Raw genomic sequence first — 18,394 nt, 5'->3', positions numbered from 1 at the left:
ATAAAAAAAACATTTTAGATAGTTTCCATGAAAATAAACTATTATATGAACTTTTAAAGTTCTTTAACCATGACTGTCCTGTTTTGATTATTATAAAAACCGTTTTTCAAGTAAAAAATTTCAGCAGGTATTCCTTTGTTGGTGAATAAGATTATACGTGTATATCCTTCTTTTAGTAGACTTTGAGATACAAAATTCATGAGTTTTGTTCCAATCCCTTCGCCCTGCATGTCATTTTCCACCAAGAACTCGTCAACAAAGAACTCCTTTCCATTCCACCATGATCTTCTGCGTCCCATGCAAGCAGCAATGATATGCGAGTTTTCCTGGACTATAAAACCTTCGAAAACCGGGTTGGAAGCTAATTCACCCAGATAGTTTCTGACTTCATCAAGTGATCTCCAGTTATCATACCAGGGCCCTGCATTAAATACTTTTTTGAATAATTCTGCAGATTCATCAAAATCTTCCCAGGAGAACCTTCTAAATACCAATTTTTCCTGGTGAATCTCTCCCAATGCTCCATCTTCAGTTTTATCTTGGATAAAATAATCCCCATGGATTTTGGAATTGTTAGCTAAATGTTCTTGGAATGATAAGTTACCCCCATCTTCTTTAAAAAGATGGTTGATGAAATGATTCTTTACTGCTGCTTTTATTGACATCTTAATCTCCTTTCCTGGCGAAAATTACGAATAACTGATCCGGTAGAAATTCATGTTTTTCCAGAGGATAGAATCCTGCTTTATTCATAATGTCTAAAAGAACGCTTTCTGGAGTGTAATGTCCAAATAGTCCTGTGAAGGTGTATTTTTTCTTTTCATAATCAATAATGGCAATTCTGCCCTTGTTTTTTAAAAATTGTTTAATGTTTTTAAAGTATTCAACCCGGTTGTGGAGGTGATGGAACACATTTCTTAAAAAGAATAAGTCCACGGTTTCAGGCAATTTAAATCCGTTTTCTTCTGCTAACACAGGTTTTATATTGTTTAACATCTCTTTTCTTGATTTATTTCCTATGTAATCCAATGATTTGCGATGGGTATCAATTGCATACACCCTGCCATTTAAACCTACTTTTTTGGAAAATTTATAGGTAAAATATCCTCCACCACAGCCTATATCACCCACAACCATTCCATCTACTATATCGAGGTGTTCAACAATGGCAGATGGCTTATTTTTAGGTGAAGATGCTTCTCTGTTTAACATTTTCATCCGGTATTCAGTTAACATTTTTATCAACACATTTTTTTATCCTCAGGCATGAAAACTTCATTGCTGCATTAATTGTCTGATCTGAAGCATTTCCCAGTTCATAATGGGGCGTTGGTTAACACAGTCCCCCAGTTAACCTTTGATCCTGCTTCAGGTGTTATCAGAAGATTATTCTCAATTTTACCCATTTCTGCCAGATAAGCAACTGCTTCGTGGAATGAAATGTGAGGATGATTTTTTCGAGATTTGGGCATGGGTAAAGCCTGATATCCCTCTCTTTCCAGTAACCTGCTTAATTGTGAGGTGATGTATTTTAACTGGCAGTTTGTCTGTTTGTAAAACTTTTTATAATCTTTTAATCTGTCATAGAAACTGGGTAAGGTTATCCCCACTGATATTGCTCGAGGATATTCTGCGATTAATGAATCATATTTTTTAGTCAGTTGATTTTCTAAAAGAGATAAATCAACCGCTCCTAAGAAATAATCCTCGCATTCTGTTTCAATGGAACTCCTTATTTCCTTCTCAAATTTCATAAATATTCCTCCTAGCTCTTTTTCCATCTAGTCCTCCTATTTGGTCATTGATTTTCTAAAAAAATCCTCTCTTTTAGTCTAACTTTGGTACGGAACATAAGTTTCCGAAGAATCGGAGGTTTTCTCCTGCAGTGAGCCGGTCATACATGATCATCTTTTCTGCCACCAGGCCGATAGTCTGGCGGACTTTATCTGATTCTTTAATTAAATCATACCCTGCAACCCGGGCGGATCCTGATGTGGGCTGGGTGAGAGTGCAAAGCATTCGTATGGTGGTGCTTTTTCCCGCACCATTAGGACCCAGAAATCCGAAGATTTCACCATCCTTTACCTTTAAAGATAAATTATCCACTGCTGTAAAATCTCCGAACATTTTAGTAAGATTATTCATTTCTATAGCATTTGTCATGTTTTCCCCCTTTTTAATTGTATTTAAGGACAATAATAGCCCGGGACAAGAATCTAAGGAGAATCATAGCCCAAGCTAAGCCAGTGAATTTTTTTATCATCCATCTTCCAGAAAGTTTTAAAATGGAATCCAGACAATTGTAAATTTATTTATGTGAATCATCTGGAAGGTGATTTATTTATCTGGAAGTGATTCTTCCATTTTTTTGAGTCTTTCGCTTAATTCTGCTATTAAATTTTTATGAGAAGCCAGTTTTTCTTCTTTTATGTCCTCTAAATATGAGATATACCCTTCGATTTCTGTGAGTGCTTTTCTTATGGATAATTCCCCACGGTCCATTTTTTTATGGAATCCGAAACGTCCCCCTATTTTATAAACTATCTCCTGTCCTCTTTCAGTTAGTTCATATTTTCCATCGTCAAGTTTGTTGATTAAACCTTCTTCAACCATTTTTTTAAGCATAGGATACACTGAGCCTGGTGAAGGCCGGGGTGTCCTGCGTTTGGGGCCTCGGCAGGACACACGGTCAAATGGTGCCGCACGTTCTATTGCCTCGTAGTGAGCCTGAATCCCATCCATAATTTCCACACCATTTGCAGGACCATGTTCATCAATTACATGCAATATCCAGATTCTCAAACCTCCGAATCTTTGCATTTCCTCTATTCTCTCATGAAATTCTCTGTGCAGATTTCTAAAGGCATCCCACATTTTGAACCAGTACCTCCTTTGACAGTATTTTTATCGTATAACCGATTTAAGATCGAAAATTTGATGTTATGATATCAGTTAAATGAGATTTAACCTAATTTTTTGACTTTTTCACATCACATTTATCGATTAACCGATATCAACTAATCGATAAATAAGCAAGTTATTATATAAATAGTTTTTGATCAGTATTATAGTTTAAATTAAAAATATGATAATTATTGTTTGATGGTTAGAGTTGACAGATTAACAGAGTATGGAAAAAACTCATCCTCCTTATTAATTTCAAAAAAATCAAGTCTTTAGTTAAATGATAATTAGAGAATAAATTATTAGAGAATAAAACAAAAGACAATTTAGTTTTTCTTGAGTTAAAAAAAATTGACTGTGAACTAGTTTTTTTGGAATATAAAAACTTATCTGTGGTTACCTTTATCTTTCAACACCATAAAATGCAAAAATATAGTCAATAAAGCGTTCTCTAATTTTCAAGCAGATATTCCATATTATAAGCCCCTTTCTTCCACCCGAATATTGATATAATTTTTTCTTTAAATTTTTTGAAACCGAATCTTTCATACAACCTTAAAGCACCCTCATTTTCTATGTCAACGTCCAGAACAGCCCTTTTACAACCTTTTTTCCGGGCAATTTTTATGCCTTCTTCTAAGATAAATGAACCGATTCCCTGTCCTCTTGCTTGCTCATCAACAGCTACTATGGCAAAATAGTAGTCATCATCATCCAGATCAGACATAAAAATACTGTCCAGTATTTCAAGCATTATAAATCTCAATGAATCTAAAATATTAAGATTTTTGAATAGAACCTTTAATTCTTTTATTTTATCTATTTTCCCAATTGAATAGACCATAACTCCTAGAATACGGGAGTCTTCATTGGTTGCCACGTAAATCTGCTCATAACCCAGACTGTTGTTCCCGGCAGCCACCAGTTTCTGGAGTTTCCGAGATGCATTCTCCTGGTTACCGAAGAAAAAATTGAATGTATCCACATCAGCCTCATAGATAAGTTTTGAAACCATTAAGGAGTCATGTTTTTCCTTATTCATTTTTTGAAGATGCATTTAATCTTTTACTCCCTTAGAATATTCTAAATAATTAAATTTCAGTTACCCGGGATTAATAATATGAAGAAATTTACAATGTTGTTATTCATTAACAATATTTACACTTGAAATGTATGGCGAAGTTGGGCAAATGTTATGACTCTGCCAAGTTATATTTTAATCAACATTTTTATACAGTTGCAATATATGACGAATTAATCTTGATGGTATGATTTTAAACACAATAATGTTCACTTAATCATATTTTTTTGATGGAATAAATTGAGAATTCAAGGGATTGAATAGTATTGGATAACAGATTAAGAAAACATAGTACATATTAGCAACCATTCTTCTTTCGGATTTAAAAAAAAACATCCTATTATTGTTATTAGCATTTTACTGCTTAAATCTATGGAAATTTGCTGGATTTCTCATTCAACAAATTATATACCTTCATTATAATAAATTAGAGGATCGTATGGAAATCAAAAAAATGGTACTTCTGGACATTGATTATATTACCCAAGACGAAAAAGCCGTGATCAGGCTTTTTGGAACAGAAAAAAATGATAAGGAGGAGAATCCCATTATCGTGCTGGATGATGGATTCAAACCCTACATCTATGTAATGCCTCATGACCTTGATGCCTGCCAGGAGCAAATAGAGAAAATGGAAATTCTGAAAGTTGAAAAAGTGAAAAAGAAAGACCTGGCCCGTGATAAAGATTTTTTAAAAGTCACTTTGAAACATCCCCAAGATGTGCCCAAATTAAGAGATAAAATAAGAGATTTATCAGAGGTTAAGGAAATCAGAGAACATGATATTCCATTTTATCGGAGATATCTGATAGATAAGGGATTGTTTCCCATGGCAGAGGTGGAAGTGGAAGTTGAAACTGTAGATTCCCTCCAAGTAAAAGAAATACCTCCAGATAGTAAAACTTGTATAGTTGATTTGAAAGGTGAAATTCGCCCCATTAGCTCTGAATTCCCCAATCTTAAAACATTAAGTCTGGATATTGAAGTTTACAACCCCCAGGGAATGCCTAACTCAGAAAGAGATCCCATAATTATGATCAGCCTCTCCACTAACCATGGATTGCGGAAGGTGCTATCCACTGCTGAATCTCGCTTGGATTTTGTAGAAACTGTAGAAAGTGAGGCTGAAATGATTAAAAGGCTGGTTGAAATTGTAGAGGAAGAAAACCCCTACATTATCATTGGTTATAACTCTGACAACTTTGATTTTCCCTATATCAAAGACCGGGCTGCAATTCTAGACATTCCTCTAAACCTGGGAACTGATGGTTCTTCCCTTAAATTCATTAAAAGAGGTTTTGCCAATGCTGCGCTGGTTAAAGGAAGAGTTCATGTTGATCTTTACCTTATCATGCGCCGTTACCTCCAACTAGACCGTTATACATTAGATAGAGTTTATTTGGAGCTTTTTGGACGGGAAAAAGAGGATATTCCCGGGGATGAGATATACCAGTACTGGGAAGAGGGTGGCGAGAAACTGGAAACACTCCATAAGTACTCTCTGGATGATGCTGTAGCAGTTACTGAAATTGGGGAGAAAATGTTACCATTACCCCTGGAAATTACTCGAATTGTGGGTCAACCATTTTTTGATGTGGCCCGTATGGCCACTGGTCAGCTGGTGGAATGGTATCTCATCCGCAAAGCCTACGAACAGGGTGAAGTGGTGCCTAACAAGCCTTCAGCATCCCAGTATTCAAATCGGAGAGGTAAAAGGGCTGCCGGAGGTTATGTGAAGGATCCGGTTAAAGGACTCCATGAAAACATTGTTTACTTCGATTTTCGCAGCCTGTACCCCAGCATCATCATATCCAAAAATGTCTCCCCAGACACTATTGTGAAAGAATGTGACCCTCAAAAATGTCATATTTCCCCTGAAGGAGGATACAAATTTCTTAAAGAACCACCTGGTTTTGTTCCATCAATTATAGGCAACATACTAAAGGAAAGGGTGCGTCTTAAAACCATGATGAAAGAATCAGAGGATGAAGAGGAAAAGAGGATCCTCAATGTGCAGCAGGAAGCTTTGAAAAGGCTGGCCAATTCCATGTACGGAGTTTACGGTTATTCTCGTTTCAGATGGTACCGTCTGGAATGTGCTGATGCCATAACTGCCTGGGGAAGAGATTACATTAAAAAAACCATGGCAAAGGCAGAAAAGTTCGGATTTAAACCAGTTTACGCTGACACTGATGGTTTTTATGCGGTTTATCAACCTTAAATTAAGAATTCGATTAATGTGATGAAAAATTTGAGTGTTTGAATTTTGAATGTGGCCAGAGCACGGGGTGAAAAACTCCACACAGTGCGATTGGACACACCATCATCCAGAAGGGGAGATTTCACCATTTTATCTGTGAATCAAGATGGGAATTGGATCTTAGAGGCTTCAAACATGGGAGAATATTATGTTAGTGGGAGTATTAAAGAAGAAGAAATTGGGGAGCTTAATCCTTCTGGATGCCTATGGAATTAGAACCTCTATCAGCAACTGTGTTTGATTTTTCAAGGGTATTGTAAGAGGTGGATAGAGAGCCACTGGCCAAAAGAGGGAGATGTTCAGGGGCCAAAAAAGTGATGAGATGTCATGATTGTCACCAAAACTTTCACCAAAACTTGCTTTTACCTCTGAAAGAGGATATCGAGAAATGTGAGTGCGTGGGGCGATTTGAAAATCTTCCTCACACCCTCATTGAACATGAAGAAATTATATATGACCTGCCAGAGCCAGCTGAAATTCGGGGATTCGTTTTAGAACAACCTATTCATCTTCCTGATTTATAGACTCCACACACACTAAATATATAAGTACAAACAAGATAAGAAAACTTTTAAGTGATCTTTAACTATGCATGGTATAAGCAGGGGTTCCCGAGCGGTCAAAGGGGATAGGTTCAGGGCCTATTGGCGTAGGCCTTCAAGGGTTCGAATCCCTTCCCCTGCACTATCTTGACTTATTTTAACATTTAATTTGATGATTCAAATGCGTGCAAATGATTTAGATAAAATAATCCTCTAAAGTACCTTCAATCTGCCCTCTTGTTTTCTTCTCATATTCAAGGATATCAATAGTATCGGCACCCTTTTCACTTAGCTCATAGAAAGTGTTCTCACCAAGTAAAACGTAATGCCATTGGGAGTAAAGCCTATCTTCTGGTTTAAGTTGGTTAATTTTATCTATCCAGTCAATAGTGGCTCTTCTCTTTTGCTGAACATCAGGATTTTTAACATCTTTTTCAGCTTTTGTCTCAACAAGATACACCTTATTAGATGTTCGCACTAAGAAGTCCGGATAGTAATGAGATAAAAGTCCATCTTCTCTGATATAAGTAATATGAGCAAAGTCATGATAAACTTCGTTGATTTTAATAAAAGAATGAACTTCTGAATCTTTGTCAATGAACTCCATGAATGCTTTTTCAAATCCTCCTCTATGAGAAGGATAAGCTAATTTTTCATATATAGCCTTGGAAATGTCTAGAGAGAAGTTCTCCCTCATTTTTATTTCTGCTACATCGGAAAATGGTTTTTTGATTACTTCTGCTTCCGTGACATCCACATTGTTCTGCATCTCATAGATTGCTTTGCTGACATTTTTAATGATATGCGATAGTATCTTGGACTCAGATAAAAAGAGTATCCTCCAATTATCATCAACCATCGGATCAAAATATTGATCAAACAATCTATGCCGTATATAATCATCAGTAAGTTTGGCTATTTCTGCATTGTTAATTTGCATCATAGGGAACGATTTTTTCCTTTTACGACCCATGGGTATCAACATAGAAGTTACACCCTTTACCAGTTTGGCTAGGAATTCATTATAACTATTAGCATTAAATATATCCGCAGTTACAGAATACTCTCCAAACCTAGTCCTAACAGTAACCTCCTCAGAATAAAAAACATCACCCTTCTTGGGAACTAATTGCTTCAAATCTTCCAAGGCAACCGGAAATGATTCCATGTTCTCGAATGATAATTCCGTAGGTGCGAGGTTTTCCTCACTTTCACGGATAATTAAGGGCCAATAAAAATCATATTTCTCATAATCTTCCCTCAATCCAACATTAATAATGTCACCTAAGATGTTCTCGCGTTCAGTTGGTGGTTTTTCAGCAGTTCCCACTGTACCTTCATCAATTAACTTCTCATAAAATTCTATGAACGCAGGATGTTCCACAATACTCAATATATCCAAATAATTTATGGGTTCTTCCTTTTTATCCAATAATCGTATCCTATTCTCAGCTTTAACTTCTTCGAAAATAGGTTCTCTCCACATTAACCTTAATCCACGACCAATAGTCTGTTCCAAGAGTATAAACGAAGTAGTTGATCTTAATGGAACAATAACACAGATGTTGTTAACATCAAAACCTTCCCTTAACATAAGAACAGAAACAATGACTCTTGGACTCTTATGTTTGTCAATATTAAATAATCGCTGTTTGGTTTCATCCCACTCTTTCTGAGGTATGTTACCTTTACGATCTGAATGAATCTCCATCACATCATCTTCAGATAAACCCTCTGATTTAATCAAGAAGTCTGTTACAAAAGGAGCAACCTTAGTATCCTCACAAATAACCATCATCTTCGGATGTTTACTGGAAACACCCTCTTCGTTGGAAGTTAGATCAACAAATTCTCTTTCAAGGATATTTAACTTTTGTAAACCCGCTCTAAGCATGATTTTCTGCCCATCAGACAAACCCACAACGTCTTTACCTTCCCTAATGGCTTTGAAATCAAGTTTCATGGTGGCAACTTCTTTTCTCCTATCCAAAGCTATGGTTTTAACCAACCCGTGCCTAATGGATGTTCTTAGGTCAAAATTAACAACTATGTGAGGGAAGAAATGCCTAGTACGTTTCTGTCCACTGCCTGTGACACTGTAAGGAGTTGCAGAAAAGTCTATTTGAATAAAATTCTCATTTTTAGGCTCAGATATCTTTAACAAACTCCTTTGCCATTGCACTTCAAATATTTCTCCACCACGTTTCACTTCATGAATGTGATGAGCTTCATCATTAAATACAACTAAATCTGGTAAATTAGCAAGATATTCTACTTCTCTTCCCCTAAGATACTGGCTGTCTAAAGAATCTAAAGCATTACCAGCTCTTTTCCCTGGAGTGATTGGAAGAACATCTTTAATGACTGCTGTGGGATCCTCAATTGGAGATTTATCACTATATTTTTCTTCCTCTTCAGCCAATAAATGCCAATTAGTGATAGCAATAAGGCCTTCACCAGTTACTTTAGTTCCTATTTCTTCTTTGCGAGCTACATTAGATTGTATGAATCCAAAAATAATATCCTTATATGCTGGAGGTACAAATAACTTCTCAAAGGTCTTGAAGTCTGATTGATCAAAGTCTCTAGTACCATCCACCTGCTCTTTTCCTAAAAATGCATCTAAAAGTCTTTCATAAACAATCAATCCCGGTGCAACAAGTAAGAAATTCTTAGAATATCTTCCAGAAGGTTCGTTTTCATGTTTAGCATTTAAAAACTGCCAGAGGAGCAATGCATGCATAACCCATGTTTTACCAGTACCTGTAGCCATCTTAATAGCATATTTAGGATGTTTGTATTTGTCTTTCTCCAGATCCAGAAGATTCATCTCACTAAGTAACTCAGGGCGAATAGATTTATACATATCCATCACATTACTAACACCCATTACCTCATGAAGATATATCGTGTTCAAAATAGCTTGTCTTTGACCTTCGTGGAAATTGAACTTTCGTGTATCACAAAATGCTTCAGTAAACCAGAACCTCAACAAATCCTTTGTTATCGGAGTTACACTTTCTATAAATGATCCATCTTTCCAAGCCCTGTTCACTTTATTAGTCAATTCCCTGGCGAATAATAAGGGAATATCCCTGGTACCTTGGTGTGTCATCCTAGACATAATTATTCCACCTCTACCACGGTCGCACTTTCAAAACCAAACACATCAACAGCCTTAACACAGATTTTTCTTTTCCTATTTTCCTTAGGAATGATTAATTCTGCCTTACGAATCACCCGGAACGGATCATTATCATTAGCAACATTTTGACGGTAATCCTGCCACTTACTACGGAAAACTTCACCATCATAATCAGGGTCAATACTCCAATATTCAATAAGGCTAAGAGGATCCTCTTTAATAACATTCTCCAATAAAGCTTTGTTTTTTTCATCAAGGGGGAGGGCATCTGGAGAAAGTAATATATAATTATCTAGCTCCACAGTTATCTTATCATTATTTGAATCATAATCTGATTTTTGAACAGGTTTAACAGTTAAATACTGGAGAGAAGAGAACCTTACCTTACCTGACTGAATTAATTTCTTATACTTCGCTTTAGTCTTTAAAGTGTCTAATAAATCAGCAGGAATTACAAGAACCTCAAGATTCTTGTCATCTAAGCTACTTATGATCTCTCCGATATTTGATACAAAGTTCCATCCCAAGACTACTACCTTTTTCCAACCTCCTGCAAACGAGTTTCTAAACTCTTGAGCCCTTCTTAGAGTATTATAACCAGTCATTTTAGAAGGAGAATCAACAACAACGAGAGTTCTCGATTGTTTGATATAACCTGCATTAGCTGGAGCACCTTCATTAGCAGGGAATGGAGTGGCACCATAAAGGTTAATGATTACATGAGCTAAATCTCTAATTGTTCTAAATTCCGACTTTTCATATTGTTCTTTCTGATAATCACCAATAGATTGGAATAGAAATGGCTTAGAATTCAAATCTATCATTCTTTTCCTTGTGATCATACACGCTGGTTTTCCTAAATCTGATAATATCCATTTTCTTCCAAGTTTTTCTGCAACTGCCCCAGTAGTACCACTACCTGCAAAAAAATCAGCAACAATCCCATTTTCCGGACAAGAAGAATCAATCATTCTCTTAATAAGCTTTTCAGGTTTTTGTGTTGAGTAATTTATGAATTCTCCACTTGCAGGCATAACTCTAGGAATGTCTCCCCAGTTATCATCTACTAGTTTCTCAGTTATCATCACATATTTAACAGAGCCATCTGGGTTTCTTGCATTTTTTAATTTTCCATCTACCATTTCTCTTGCTAAACGTTTAACTGGTTTATCTAATTTATTTTTAACAGGAATGAAATAATTATCGTTAGATTTCTTATAGAAATAAATTACATCGTGATTCGCAAGAAATTTCTTCGATGAAGAAGCCATCTTTCCATATGACCAAACAATTTCATTAACAAAGTTATCCTTACCAAATATGTCATCCATAATAACCTTTAAGTAATGACCAACATGCCAATCAATATGCACATAGATTGAACCTTGCTCAGAAAGAAGTTCTCTCATCAAAATAAGTCGAGGGATCATCATCTGAAGGTAACTTGCGGTTCCATCTTTCCAAGTATCCGAATATGCAAATTGTTCGATAACTGTGGGTCTTTGCTCAATATCAACATTTGGTAATTGTATTTTGGTCCTATAATCTGCTTTTGAGTCATATGGAGGATCAATATAGATCAAATCAATTTTACCTCTAAGAGAGGGTGAATTATTGTCACCCGCTAGTAAAGCTTGCATAGCTAGCAAATTATCTCCATAAATTAATCGGTTAAACCAATCATTATCGTCAATATCCTTTATCTGGCCTCTATACAAACCTGAGCTATCCTTAGAAGGTAAAACTAATTCATTTGTTTGTAACGTGATTCTATTCTTTTTTGAAAGTCCGTCTAAAATTCTTTGTGCTTCTCGTTTTCCTTGCTTTAAGATTTTTGGCAAAGCTTCTACAAGTGAATCAGACATTTACAATCACCATCTCCCCAGCTAATCTAAATACTTAATTTGTTATAGTATCATATTTATTATTAAAATTATGTACAAGTTAGGGGGATTATTACATGGTAAAAATAAAGAAGTGCCTCAATGAATGGAATGCTACAGTAGAAGCATTAGGACAAGGTAAACAATCTATTCTTATCAGGAAATATAAAACTAATCTCCAAGAATTCATCTTATACCCTACAATTAGTTATGCATTAAAAGAAGGTTCTTTAGATAGTTTCAAAAAGGAATATCAATCCTTTGTTGAAGAAAACGCTTTACCTACTATTGATGATAAAAAAATGGAAATAAAATATTACGCCAGACTTGAAGCTATTATAGAAAAACCTATTACTAGGATTGGAGGCCTATCTAAGTTTCACATCTGGACTAATGACCATGTTAAATCTTACCTTCATAATAAAAAAGGTTTTGTGTGGATTTTGAGGGTTCATAAATTGAAGGAACCAATTATGGCTGAACGTACTAGGGGCATGAGATATGCTAATCTTTTAGAAGAAGTATCTCTTGAAGGTATAAAACCTGTTTTAAGTGATTCGGAGTTTGATGAAATATTAAAAGAGATTTGAAACTAAATAGTGGAACAGATGGTATTCGTAGCCTAGATAAAGGATATATCCTTTTTAAGAATGCTGTAACTATTCGGAGGCACATTACAATTGAAACTACAAATGAATGAGTACCTCAATTCATCTATCCACATAGAATCTATGAAGGTTTAAACCCATACACAGATCCATGCATAAAACAAATGATTGAAATGTCATAGGATATGGTGGGATGAAATCTGACAATTAAAATAAACGTCTATCCTATCGAAAAGATGGGAGAGATCTAGATTATATCCATTCAACATTTTCATCTGTTAGGTCTCCTCCAGCATCACCAGTATTAAGAGTGTCTGATGGTTCTATTAACAATACATGACATTCTTCATCACACGAAGGTTTATGTTCAATTCCCTTTGGAATCACTGCCATTTCTCCTTCCTTCAAATATAATGTTTTATCCCTCAAATCAATTTGTAGGTTCCCCTGAATAACCAAGAATACTTCATCAGTCTCTGGATGGCTATGCCATATAAAATCTCTTTTAGCTTTAACAATTTTGAAATAGTAATTATTCATTTGAGCAATAACCTTGTAAGAATGTAACTCATCTATTTTAGAGAATTTATCCTTGAAATTAATAACATTAACTTCCATTTGGAACACCTAACTTACTATATTCAATCATATCTATTTATAGTATTATATGAGTGCAATTATAACAATTATACGACAAAATAAACCATAATTAAATACATAAAAGGATTTTAAATTGTGGAAACTGTTGTGGAAAAATCACTAGATTAGGTCATCTTTGACAAATGCACTTTTAAAGAAGCGTTATTTATCTGAATCACCTCTATAATGTTTGGATTTTTATAATAATCCTGCTGAAATAGATAATTGAATACATGAATAATAATTTACAAGTGAAGAAAGGATATAGAGAATAAGCTAAATTTAGTTACTAAAAGAGTTATGAAGGCATCAAGATGGATATTGAAGAATTAGATCAGAATCTGCGAGAAATATCCTCTCTTGAAGGTGCTGATTTTTATGGTGTGGCTGACCTTTCATCTGCCCATGATTTTATCCGGGATCAGGGTGGTGATGAAGTTGCTTCCTATCCCCGGGCTATTTCATTGGGCATGAGAATCATGGACAGTATTGTAGATCAGCTTCCCCACAGAGAAGAACGTTCCGTGGCATTAAACTACCGCCATCACGGTTATGAAATTATAAACATGAGACTTGACCTTCTGGCTTCACGTTTAAGCAGTTGTGTTCAGAGTGCAGGTTTCAGGGCTCTTCCCATACCTGCTTCTCAGCGATATGATGACGAGCGGATCTGTGGAGTTATCTCCCATAAGTTGGCAGCTAATCTGGCAGGACACGGTTGGATTGGGAAAAGTTGCCTTCTCATCACCCCTCAAGCAGGCCCCAGGGTGCGGTGGATTACCATTCCCACCGATGCACCACTGAAAGTCACTGGGAAGAAAATGAATGATCACTGTGGGAACTGCACCGGCTGCGTGGATATCTGTCCTGTTTCTGCATTCACCGGTGCTCCCTTTCATGAAGATGAAAACAGAGATGTGCGTTACGATGCCCGTAAGTGCGAAGAATACTTGGGTTCTGGTGAAGAATGGAATGTTTGTGGATTGTGCATTTATATCTGTCCGCACGGAAGAAAGAAAAAAATGAATGGCAACAGGATTAAATAAATGCCATTAAAATTTAACAAACTTCAAATAAAACTTCAAATAAAACACTTAGAGTTTAAATAAAAAAAATAGAAGAATAGAAATTTTTATTTAATAAAAAAAATCTATTAATCTTCTGCATCCATCATTTCGCCGTATACTACTTCTAATTCACATCCTTTAGGACCACAGCAGAAATGTTGTAAATCGAATTTTACTTGCATTTTTTCACCTCAACATATTAACAATATAAAAAGGTAAGTAATAGTATATAAAATATGTACTGACAATAATCATATATACTTACAAAAAGTATACTTACTATCATAAATTATATCATTAACTAGTCTGATAACAATATCAAAAATATATTTTGATATGCATTTAGTCACTGCGCTCTTAGTTCAGGGGGTGATAAAATGACCGTTAATGGTGAAAACCATGAATATATCTGTTCAGTAGAAGCTGCCATTAACCAGATAGGTGGTAAATGGAAATCATTGGTTTTGTGTTCATTAAAGGACGGGAAATTGAGGTTTAGTGAGATAAATAAGAAATTACCGGATATTACACAGAGAATGCTTACCAAAACCCTTAGAGAACTGGAAAAAGACAGGATAATCAATAGAAAAGTTTATCCACAAGTTCCCCCTAAAGTGGAGTATTCCCTTACACCCAAGGGAGAGTCTGTACTTCCCATTTTAGACTCTTTATGCGAGTGGGGAAAGAAATACTGTGACTCTGATGAAAATTAGGGAAACTAACCTTAATAGATTTAATATCCAATTAACCATCCAATATGTAGTATTTCAATCTGACCAACACCATCTCCTTTATCAATTCAACATGTGATTGTAAATGGACATTAACCCCCCTAATAATTCTCAACTGAAATTATTTGAGTTTGGAACCAAGAAGAAGCTGATTTTACTATTATTTGCCTTTATTTTATGGATAATTGCTTTTATTGCCTATTTGAGCTATGGATTTGATTATTACTTAGTGGCCAGTTTTAATTCCCTGCGCACTAATCCGTTTTTTGCAGATTTCTGGTATATTTATACCAAATATATGCTTTATCTTGTTGGATTGCCTCTTCTGACCGTTTATTTAGCATCTTTCAAGGTTGAAATCTTGAAAAAATATCGCTTAGTGTTCTTTTTATCCATTATGATATTGGCTATTGGCAATCCTATTGTAGACCCCATTCTAAAGGATTTTTTTGCACGTCCGCGGCCGCAAGTGGCACATCTAGATCTTAATGCCCTATATTACTCCAGCGGGTTCTCGTTTCCCTCTGGACATGCCTTCCAGTCATTTGCAGGGACGCTGCCACTGATAATCTGTTTTTTGACTGATGATGCCACATTCAAAAGAAGTTGGATGAAGATATGTTTAGCATTGATAATTCTTATTTACGCCATATCGCTGGCTTTTAGCCGGATTTTGGTGGGGGTCCATTATCTTTCGGATGTTTTATTTGGAATTGGATTTGCAATCATCTTAATGGTTATTTTAACCAGTTTATTACAGTGGTTACTCCACACTGGAAAATTCAACCTTCAAAACGAAAAATGGTACGCAATGATTTTTGTAATCCTCTATTTGAGCTTTATTATTTTTAGCTGGGATTATCTACTGTACTTCAAGGTCTATTTTATCCCTTAAAATAATCTTTTAATAATATACTGCATTCATAATCTAATCCATCCCCCAGAATTATTACCTCAAATTATTAATAATCCTCAATTACACCTAACCCAAAAATCCGATATAGAACCCTTAAAACAAACATTCAATGATAGTTATTAATTTGAAAGCACAACCCCATACCAAATCTAGCCATTAATTGTTTGTTTTACTACAGTTGCGGCGAATACTGCTGCTCCGAATCCATTATCAATGTTTACCACGGCTATTCCCGGGGCACAGGATTGTAACATGGCATTAAGGGCTGCGAATCCCCCTGCCCCTACCCCATAACCTACTGAAGTGGGAACTCCAATTACTGGAATATCCACCAGTCCGGCAACCACTGAGGGTAGTGCTCCTTCCATGCCTGCAACTACAATTATGGCCTTCACATCTTCTTCCAACATACGCCGTATCTGGGAAAATAATCTGTGTATACCTGCCACTCCCACGTCATAAGATGTTAAAACTTCACACCCTGCTTCCTCAGCCACCACACGAGCTTCTTCGGCTACTGGTATGTCTGAGGTGCCGGCAGTGATTATTCCAATTTTTCCCTGTTTTTCTATTTCATGATCTTTAAGGAGTAAAATTCGGGCTTTGTGATTGTATTCTATTTTAAACCCTTCTTTTTGAAGAAATTCAAGTTCTTTTTTGATTTTTTGGTACCTTTCGTCTTCTAAACGAGTTACCAGCACCCTTCTCTGTTTCGAACATCCCTGGATTATCTCTACCAGTTCTTCGTCATCCTTTCCCTCGGCGAAAACTGCTTCAGGAAAACCAGTTCGAATATCCCTAGCAGAGTCTATTTTAGCAAAATCTCCTAATTCATCTATTTGCATGATTTTAAGCCGTTTTTCAGCTTCTTCCATTGATATATGACCCTTGACTAGTTCCTGAAGTATTTTCTTCATATCATCATGCCTCACCAGTATATTTTATTTATATCATACTAGAACATTTAAAACAGTTGCATTCCACGCGCACTATATATTGAGGAGTATTTATTTTTAAAGGCAGTTTTTTATAGTTTAAAGATTCTACTGGTTCTTTATAATAATTTGAGAGGTTAAATTTTCAAGAATACTTCCAACATAATATCCCCAAGGCAAACACAGCACCCAATGAAATGATTGCAATGATAAAGAAAATTATCTGGATGCTAGAAAGAAGTGAAGGATAGTTTTCAGGGATTATTTGACCATAACCCAGATATTTGGAAAATATTAGAATTATTAAGGACATGCTGAAGGTTTGTCCAGTCATTCGCATGGTGCTGACCATGGCCGAGGTCACTCCATAGAACTTTGGTTTCACATTCCCTAAAATAGCATGGGTATTGGGTGCAGAGAATAATCCTAAACCAATACCCAGAAGGGCCAAATAGAACAGTATTAAATTTAGATTGGTGTAAGAATTGATGAATGCCAATGAAAAAAGGGATATATTAGATATAGTTAGACCTATTAATCCTATTATTTCGCCTTTAAATCTGTCTGAAAGTTCTCCGGCTAAGGGAGATATTAAGATCATGCACAGTGGTTGTATTGTTAAAATTATCCCCACAGAACCAGGATCTAATCCTTTTATATACTGTAAATAGAGATTTAGAAGAAATGCCACAGCAACTGATCCAATTACGCTTATGAAAATGGCTATGTTCCCCATAATGAAATTTTTGCTTTTTAATAATATGTTCAGGTTCAAAACATTAATTTTCCCTTCCAATTCCAGGAAAACATAGCTTAGAATGCCTATTAATCCAGTTAAAACCATTATTTTCCCTGGATCAGTGTAAATATTGGAAAATCCAATTAGTAGAATTAACAGAGTTAAACTAAAAACTAGAGAACCTTTGATATCAAATTTACCAGCAGATTTTACATTGAATTTATTATCACCAGTTTTTTGGAAAAAAAGAATTGCTATTAATCCCAATATCGCTGTTGTGAAGAAAATGCTCCTCCATCCAATAAACTGTGTTAAAAAACCACCTATTAATGGCCCGGATGACATTCCCATAAAAACTGCAGCACTGTTAATCCCAATAGCCTTACCTTTCTCCCCTGTTTTAAATATTACAACTAACATTGCCAATCCAGTTACCAGCATCATAGCACTCCCCATACCCTGAAGTGCTCTGAAAACTATTAGAATTTCCATGGACATGCACAAACCAGCTAGAAAAGAAGATAATGTGAAAATTATCACCCCATAGGTAAATATCTTACGAATACCATATATATCTGCAATCCTCCCCAGAGGAATGGTGGAAACGGCTGTTACCAGGTAAAAAGACAGTGGCAGCCAACTTAACAAAATTGCATTGTTGGCTAGTTCATTAGAAATCGAAGGAAGGGCAATGTTGAGAGCTGATCCAGTGAAAGGTGTTAAAAATGAAGATATGCTGGTAATTATCAAAATCAGATGTTTATTCAGATAATCAGTCATTGAATTTTATATTTTTGCATATATTACTATTAAAATATGGGTTCCAAAAAGAATTATTTAATTAGATAATTCACTAAGTTTAATTTACATCATGATTTGATATACACGGGGAAATTCTGATATTTGAATTATGATATCAGTGTCAAACCTAAATATTAAGGTTT

17 protein-coding genes, 1 tRNA gene and 1 pseudogene are annotated in these 18,394 nt (G+C 35.6%); 8 read left to right on the top strand and 11 right to left on the bottom strand.

What is annotated here, in order from left to right:
* Nucleotides 1-53: 53 nt before the first annotated feature.
* The 6 genes and pseudogenes from HVN35_04355 to HVN35_04330 form a co-directional block, all read right to left on the bottom strand.
* Nucleotides 54-665, bottom strand: a complete 612-nt coding sequence (locus HVN35_04355) for a GNAT family N-acetyltransferase (protein ID NYB51776.1) — start codon at nucleotides 663-665, stop codon at nucleotides 54-56.
* A gap of 1 nt (nucleotide 666) precedes the next feature.
* On the bottom strand, nucleotides 667-1,236 hold the full coding sequence (locus HVN35_04350) for a class I SAM-dependent methyltransferase (protein ID NYB51775.1): 570 nt from the start codon (nucleotides 1,234-1,236) through the stop codon (nucleotides 667-669).
* Nucleotides 1,237-1,316: 80 nt separating this feature from the next.
* Nucleotides 1,317-1,754, bottom strand: a complete 438-nt coding sequence (locus HVN35_04345) for a 4Fe-4S ferredoxin (GenBank protein ID NYB51774.1) — start codon at nucleotides 1,752-1,754, stop codon at nucleotides 1,317-1,319.
* A gap of 82 nt (nucleotides 1,755-1,836) precedes the next feature.
* A pseudogene (locus HVN35_04340) lies at nucleotides 1,837-2,163 on the bottom strand (ATP-binding cassette domain-containing protein).
* Nucleotides 2,164-2,337: 174 nt separating this feature from the next.
* Nucleotides 2,338-2,874, bottom strand: coding sequence for a PadR family transcriptional regulator (locus HVN35_04335; protein NYB51773.1), 537 nt, complete (start codon nucleotides 2,872-2,874; stop codon nucleotides 2,338-2,340).
* Between the two features lie 481 nt (nucleotides 2,875-3,355).
* On the bottom strand, nucleotides 3,356-3,961 hold the full coding sequence (locus HVN35_04330; GenBank protein NYB51772.1) for a GNAT family N-acetyltransferase: 606 nt from the start codon (nucleotides 3,959-3,961) through the stop codon (nucleotides 3,356-3,358).
* A 463-nt stretch (nucleotides 3,962-4,424) separates the two neighbouring features.
* Here HVN35_04330 and HVN35_04325 point away from each other — a divergent pair, with 463 nt between their 5' ends.
* From HVN35_04325 to HVN35_04310, 4 genes are all read left to right on the top strand, one after another.
* Nucleotides 4,425-6,206, top strand: coding sequence for a ribonuclease H-like domain-containing protein (locus HVN35_04325; protein ID NYB51771.1), 1,782 nt, complete (start codon nucleotides 4,425-4,427; stop codon nucleotides 6,204-6,206).
* 45 nt (nucleotides 6,207-6,251) lie between these two features.
* Entirely contained in the window at nucleotides 6,252-6,461 is a 210-nt protein-coding gene (locus tag HVN35_04320; protein NYB51770.1) for a hypothetical protein, read from the top strand.
* A gap of 47 nt (nucleotides 6,462-6,508) precedes the next feature.
* The gene (locus tag HVN35_04315) at nucleotides 6,509-6,769 is read left to right on the top strand and encodes a hypothetical protein (GenBank protein ID NYB51769.1); all 261 of its coding nucleotides are present in this window, start codon (nucleotides 6,509-6,511) and stop codon (nucleotides 6,767-6,769) included.
* 77 nt (nucleotides 6,770-6,846) lie between these two features.
* Nucleotides 6,847-6,929, top strand: a tRNA-Leu gene (locus HVN35_04310).
* Between the two features lie 54 nt (nucleotides 6,930-6,983).
* On the opposite strand, the gene HVN35_04305 is transcribed toward HVN35_04310, so the two are convergent.
* Together HVN35_04305 and HVN35_04300 are read right to left on the bottom strand one after the other, a co-directional pair.
* Nucleotides 6,984-9,911, bottom strand: a complete 2,928-nt coding sequence (locus HVN35_04305; protein NYB51768.1) for a DEAD/DEAH box helicase family protein — start codon at nucleotides 9,909-9,911, stop codon at nucleotides 6,984-6,986.
* A 2-nt stretch (nucleotides 9,912-9,913) separates the two neighbouring features.
* Nucleotides 9,914-11,797, bottom strand: coding sequence for a site-specific DNA-methyltransferase (locus HVN35_04300; GenBank protein ID NYB51767.1), 1,884 nt, complete (start codon nucleotides 11,795-11,797; stop codon nucleotides 9,914-9,916).
* Between the two features lie 95 nt (nucleotides 11,798-11,892).
* On the opposite strand from HVN35_04300, the gene HVN35_04295 reads away from it, so the two are divergent.
* Nucleotides 11,893-12,405 carry a DUF1802 family protein gene (locus HVN35_04295; GenBank protein ID NYB51766.1) on the top strand — a complete coding sequence of 171 codons (513 nt, stop codon included), beginning with the start codon at nucleotides 11,893-11,895 and terminating at the stop codon, nucleotides 12,403-12,405.
* Between the two features lie 270 nt (nucleotides 12,406-12,675).
* Here HVN35_04295 and HVN35_04290 read toward each other — a convergent pair whose 3' ends face one another.
* A complete protein-coding gene (locus HVN35_04290) occupies nucleotides 12,676-13,041 on the bottom strand; it encodes a cupin domain-containing protein (protein NYB51765.1) in 366 nt (121 codons plus the stop codon).
* Between the two features lie 335 nt (nucleotides 13,042-13,376).
* Between HVN35_04290 and HVN35_04285 the strand changes: the two genes are divergently transcribed.
* The 3 genes from HVN35_04285 to HVN35_04275 all read left to right on the top strand — a co-directional run bounded on the left by HVN35_04285 (nucleotide 13,377) and on the right by HVN35_04275 (nucleotide 15,755).
* Nucleotides 13,377-14,108: an epoxyqueuosine reductase gene (locus tag HVN35_04285; GenBank protein ID NYB51764.1), complete on the top strand. Its 732-nt coding sequence runs from the start codon at nucleotides 13,377-13,379 to the stop codon at nucleotides 14,106-14,108.
* A gap of 398 nt (nucleotides 14,109-14,506) precedes the next feature.
* Complete coding sequence (locus tag HVN35_04280) at nucleotides 14,507-14,842, top strand: winged helix-turn-helix transcriptional regulator (protein ID NYB51763.1); 336 nt, start codon at nucleotides 14,507-14,509, stop codon at nucleotides 14,840-14,842.
* Between the two features lie 103 nt (nucleotides 14,843-14,945).
* Nucleotides 14,946-15,755, top strand: a complete 810-nt coding sequence (locus tag HVN35_04275) for a phosphatase PAP2 family protein (protein ID NYB51762.1) — start codon at nucleotides 14,946-14,948, stop codon at nucleotides 15,753-15,755.
* 170 nt (nucleotides 15,756-15,925) lie between these two features.
* On the opposite strand, the gene larB is transcribed toward HVN35_04275, so the two are convergent.
* Together larB and HVN35_04265 are read right to left on the bottom strand one after the other, a co-directional pair.
* Nucleotides 15,926-16,693, bottom strand: coding sequence for a nickel pincer cofactor biosynthesis protein LarB (gene larB / locus HVN35_04270; GenBank protein ID NYB51761.1), 768 nt, complete (start codon nucleotides 16,691-16,693; stop codon nucleotides 15,926-15,928).
* A gap of 163 nt (nucleotides 16,694-16,856) precedes the next feature.
* On the bottom strand, nucleotides 16,857-18,230 hold the full coding sequence (locus tag HVN35_04265) for an MFS transporter (protein NYB51760.1): 1,374 nt from the start codon (nucleotides 18,228-18,230) through the stop codon (nucleotides 16,857-16,859).
* Nucleotides 18,231-18,394: the final 164 nt, after the last annotated feature.

This window comes from Methanobacteriaceae archaeon, from assembly GCA_013403005.1.
Lineage (GTDB): Archaea > Methanobacteriota > Methanobacteria > Methanobacteriales > Methanobacteriaceae > Methanobacterium.
Note: the sequence above shows the minus strand (reverse complement) of the source record. Positions and strands in the feature narration are given on the sequence as shown.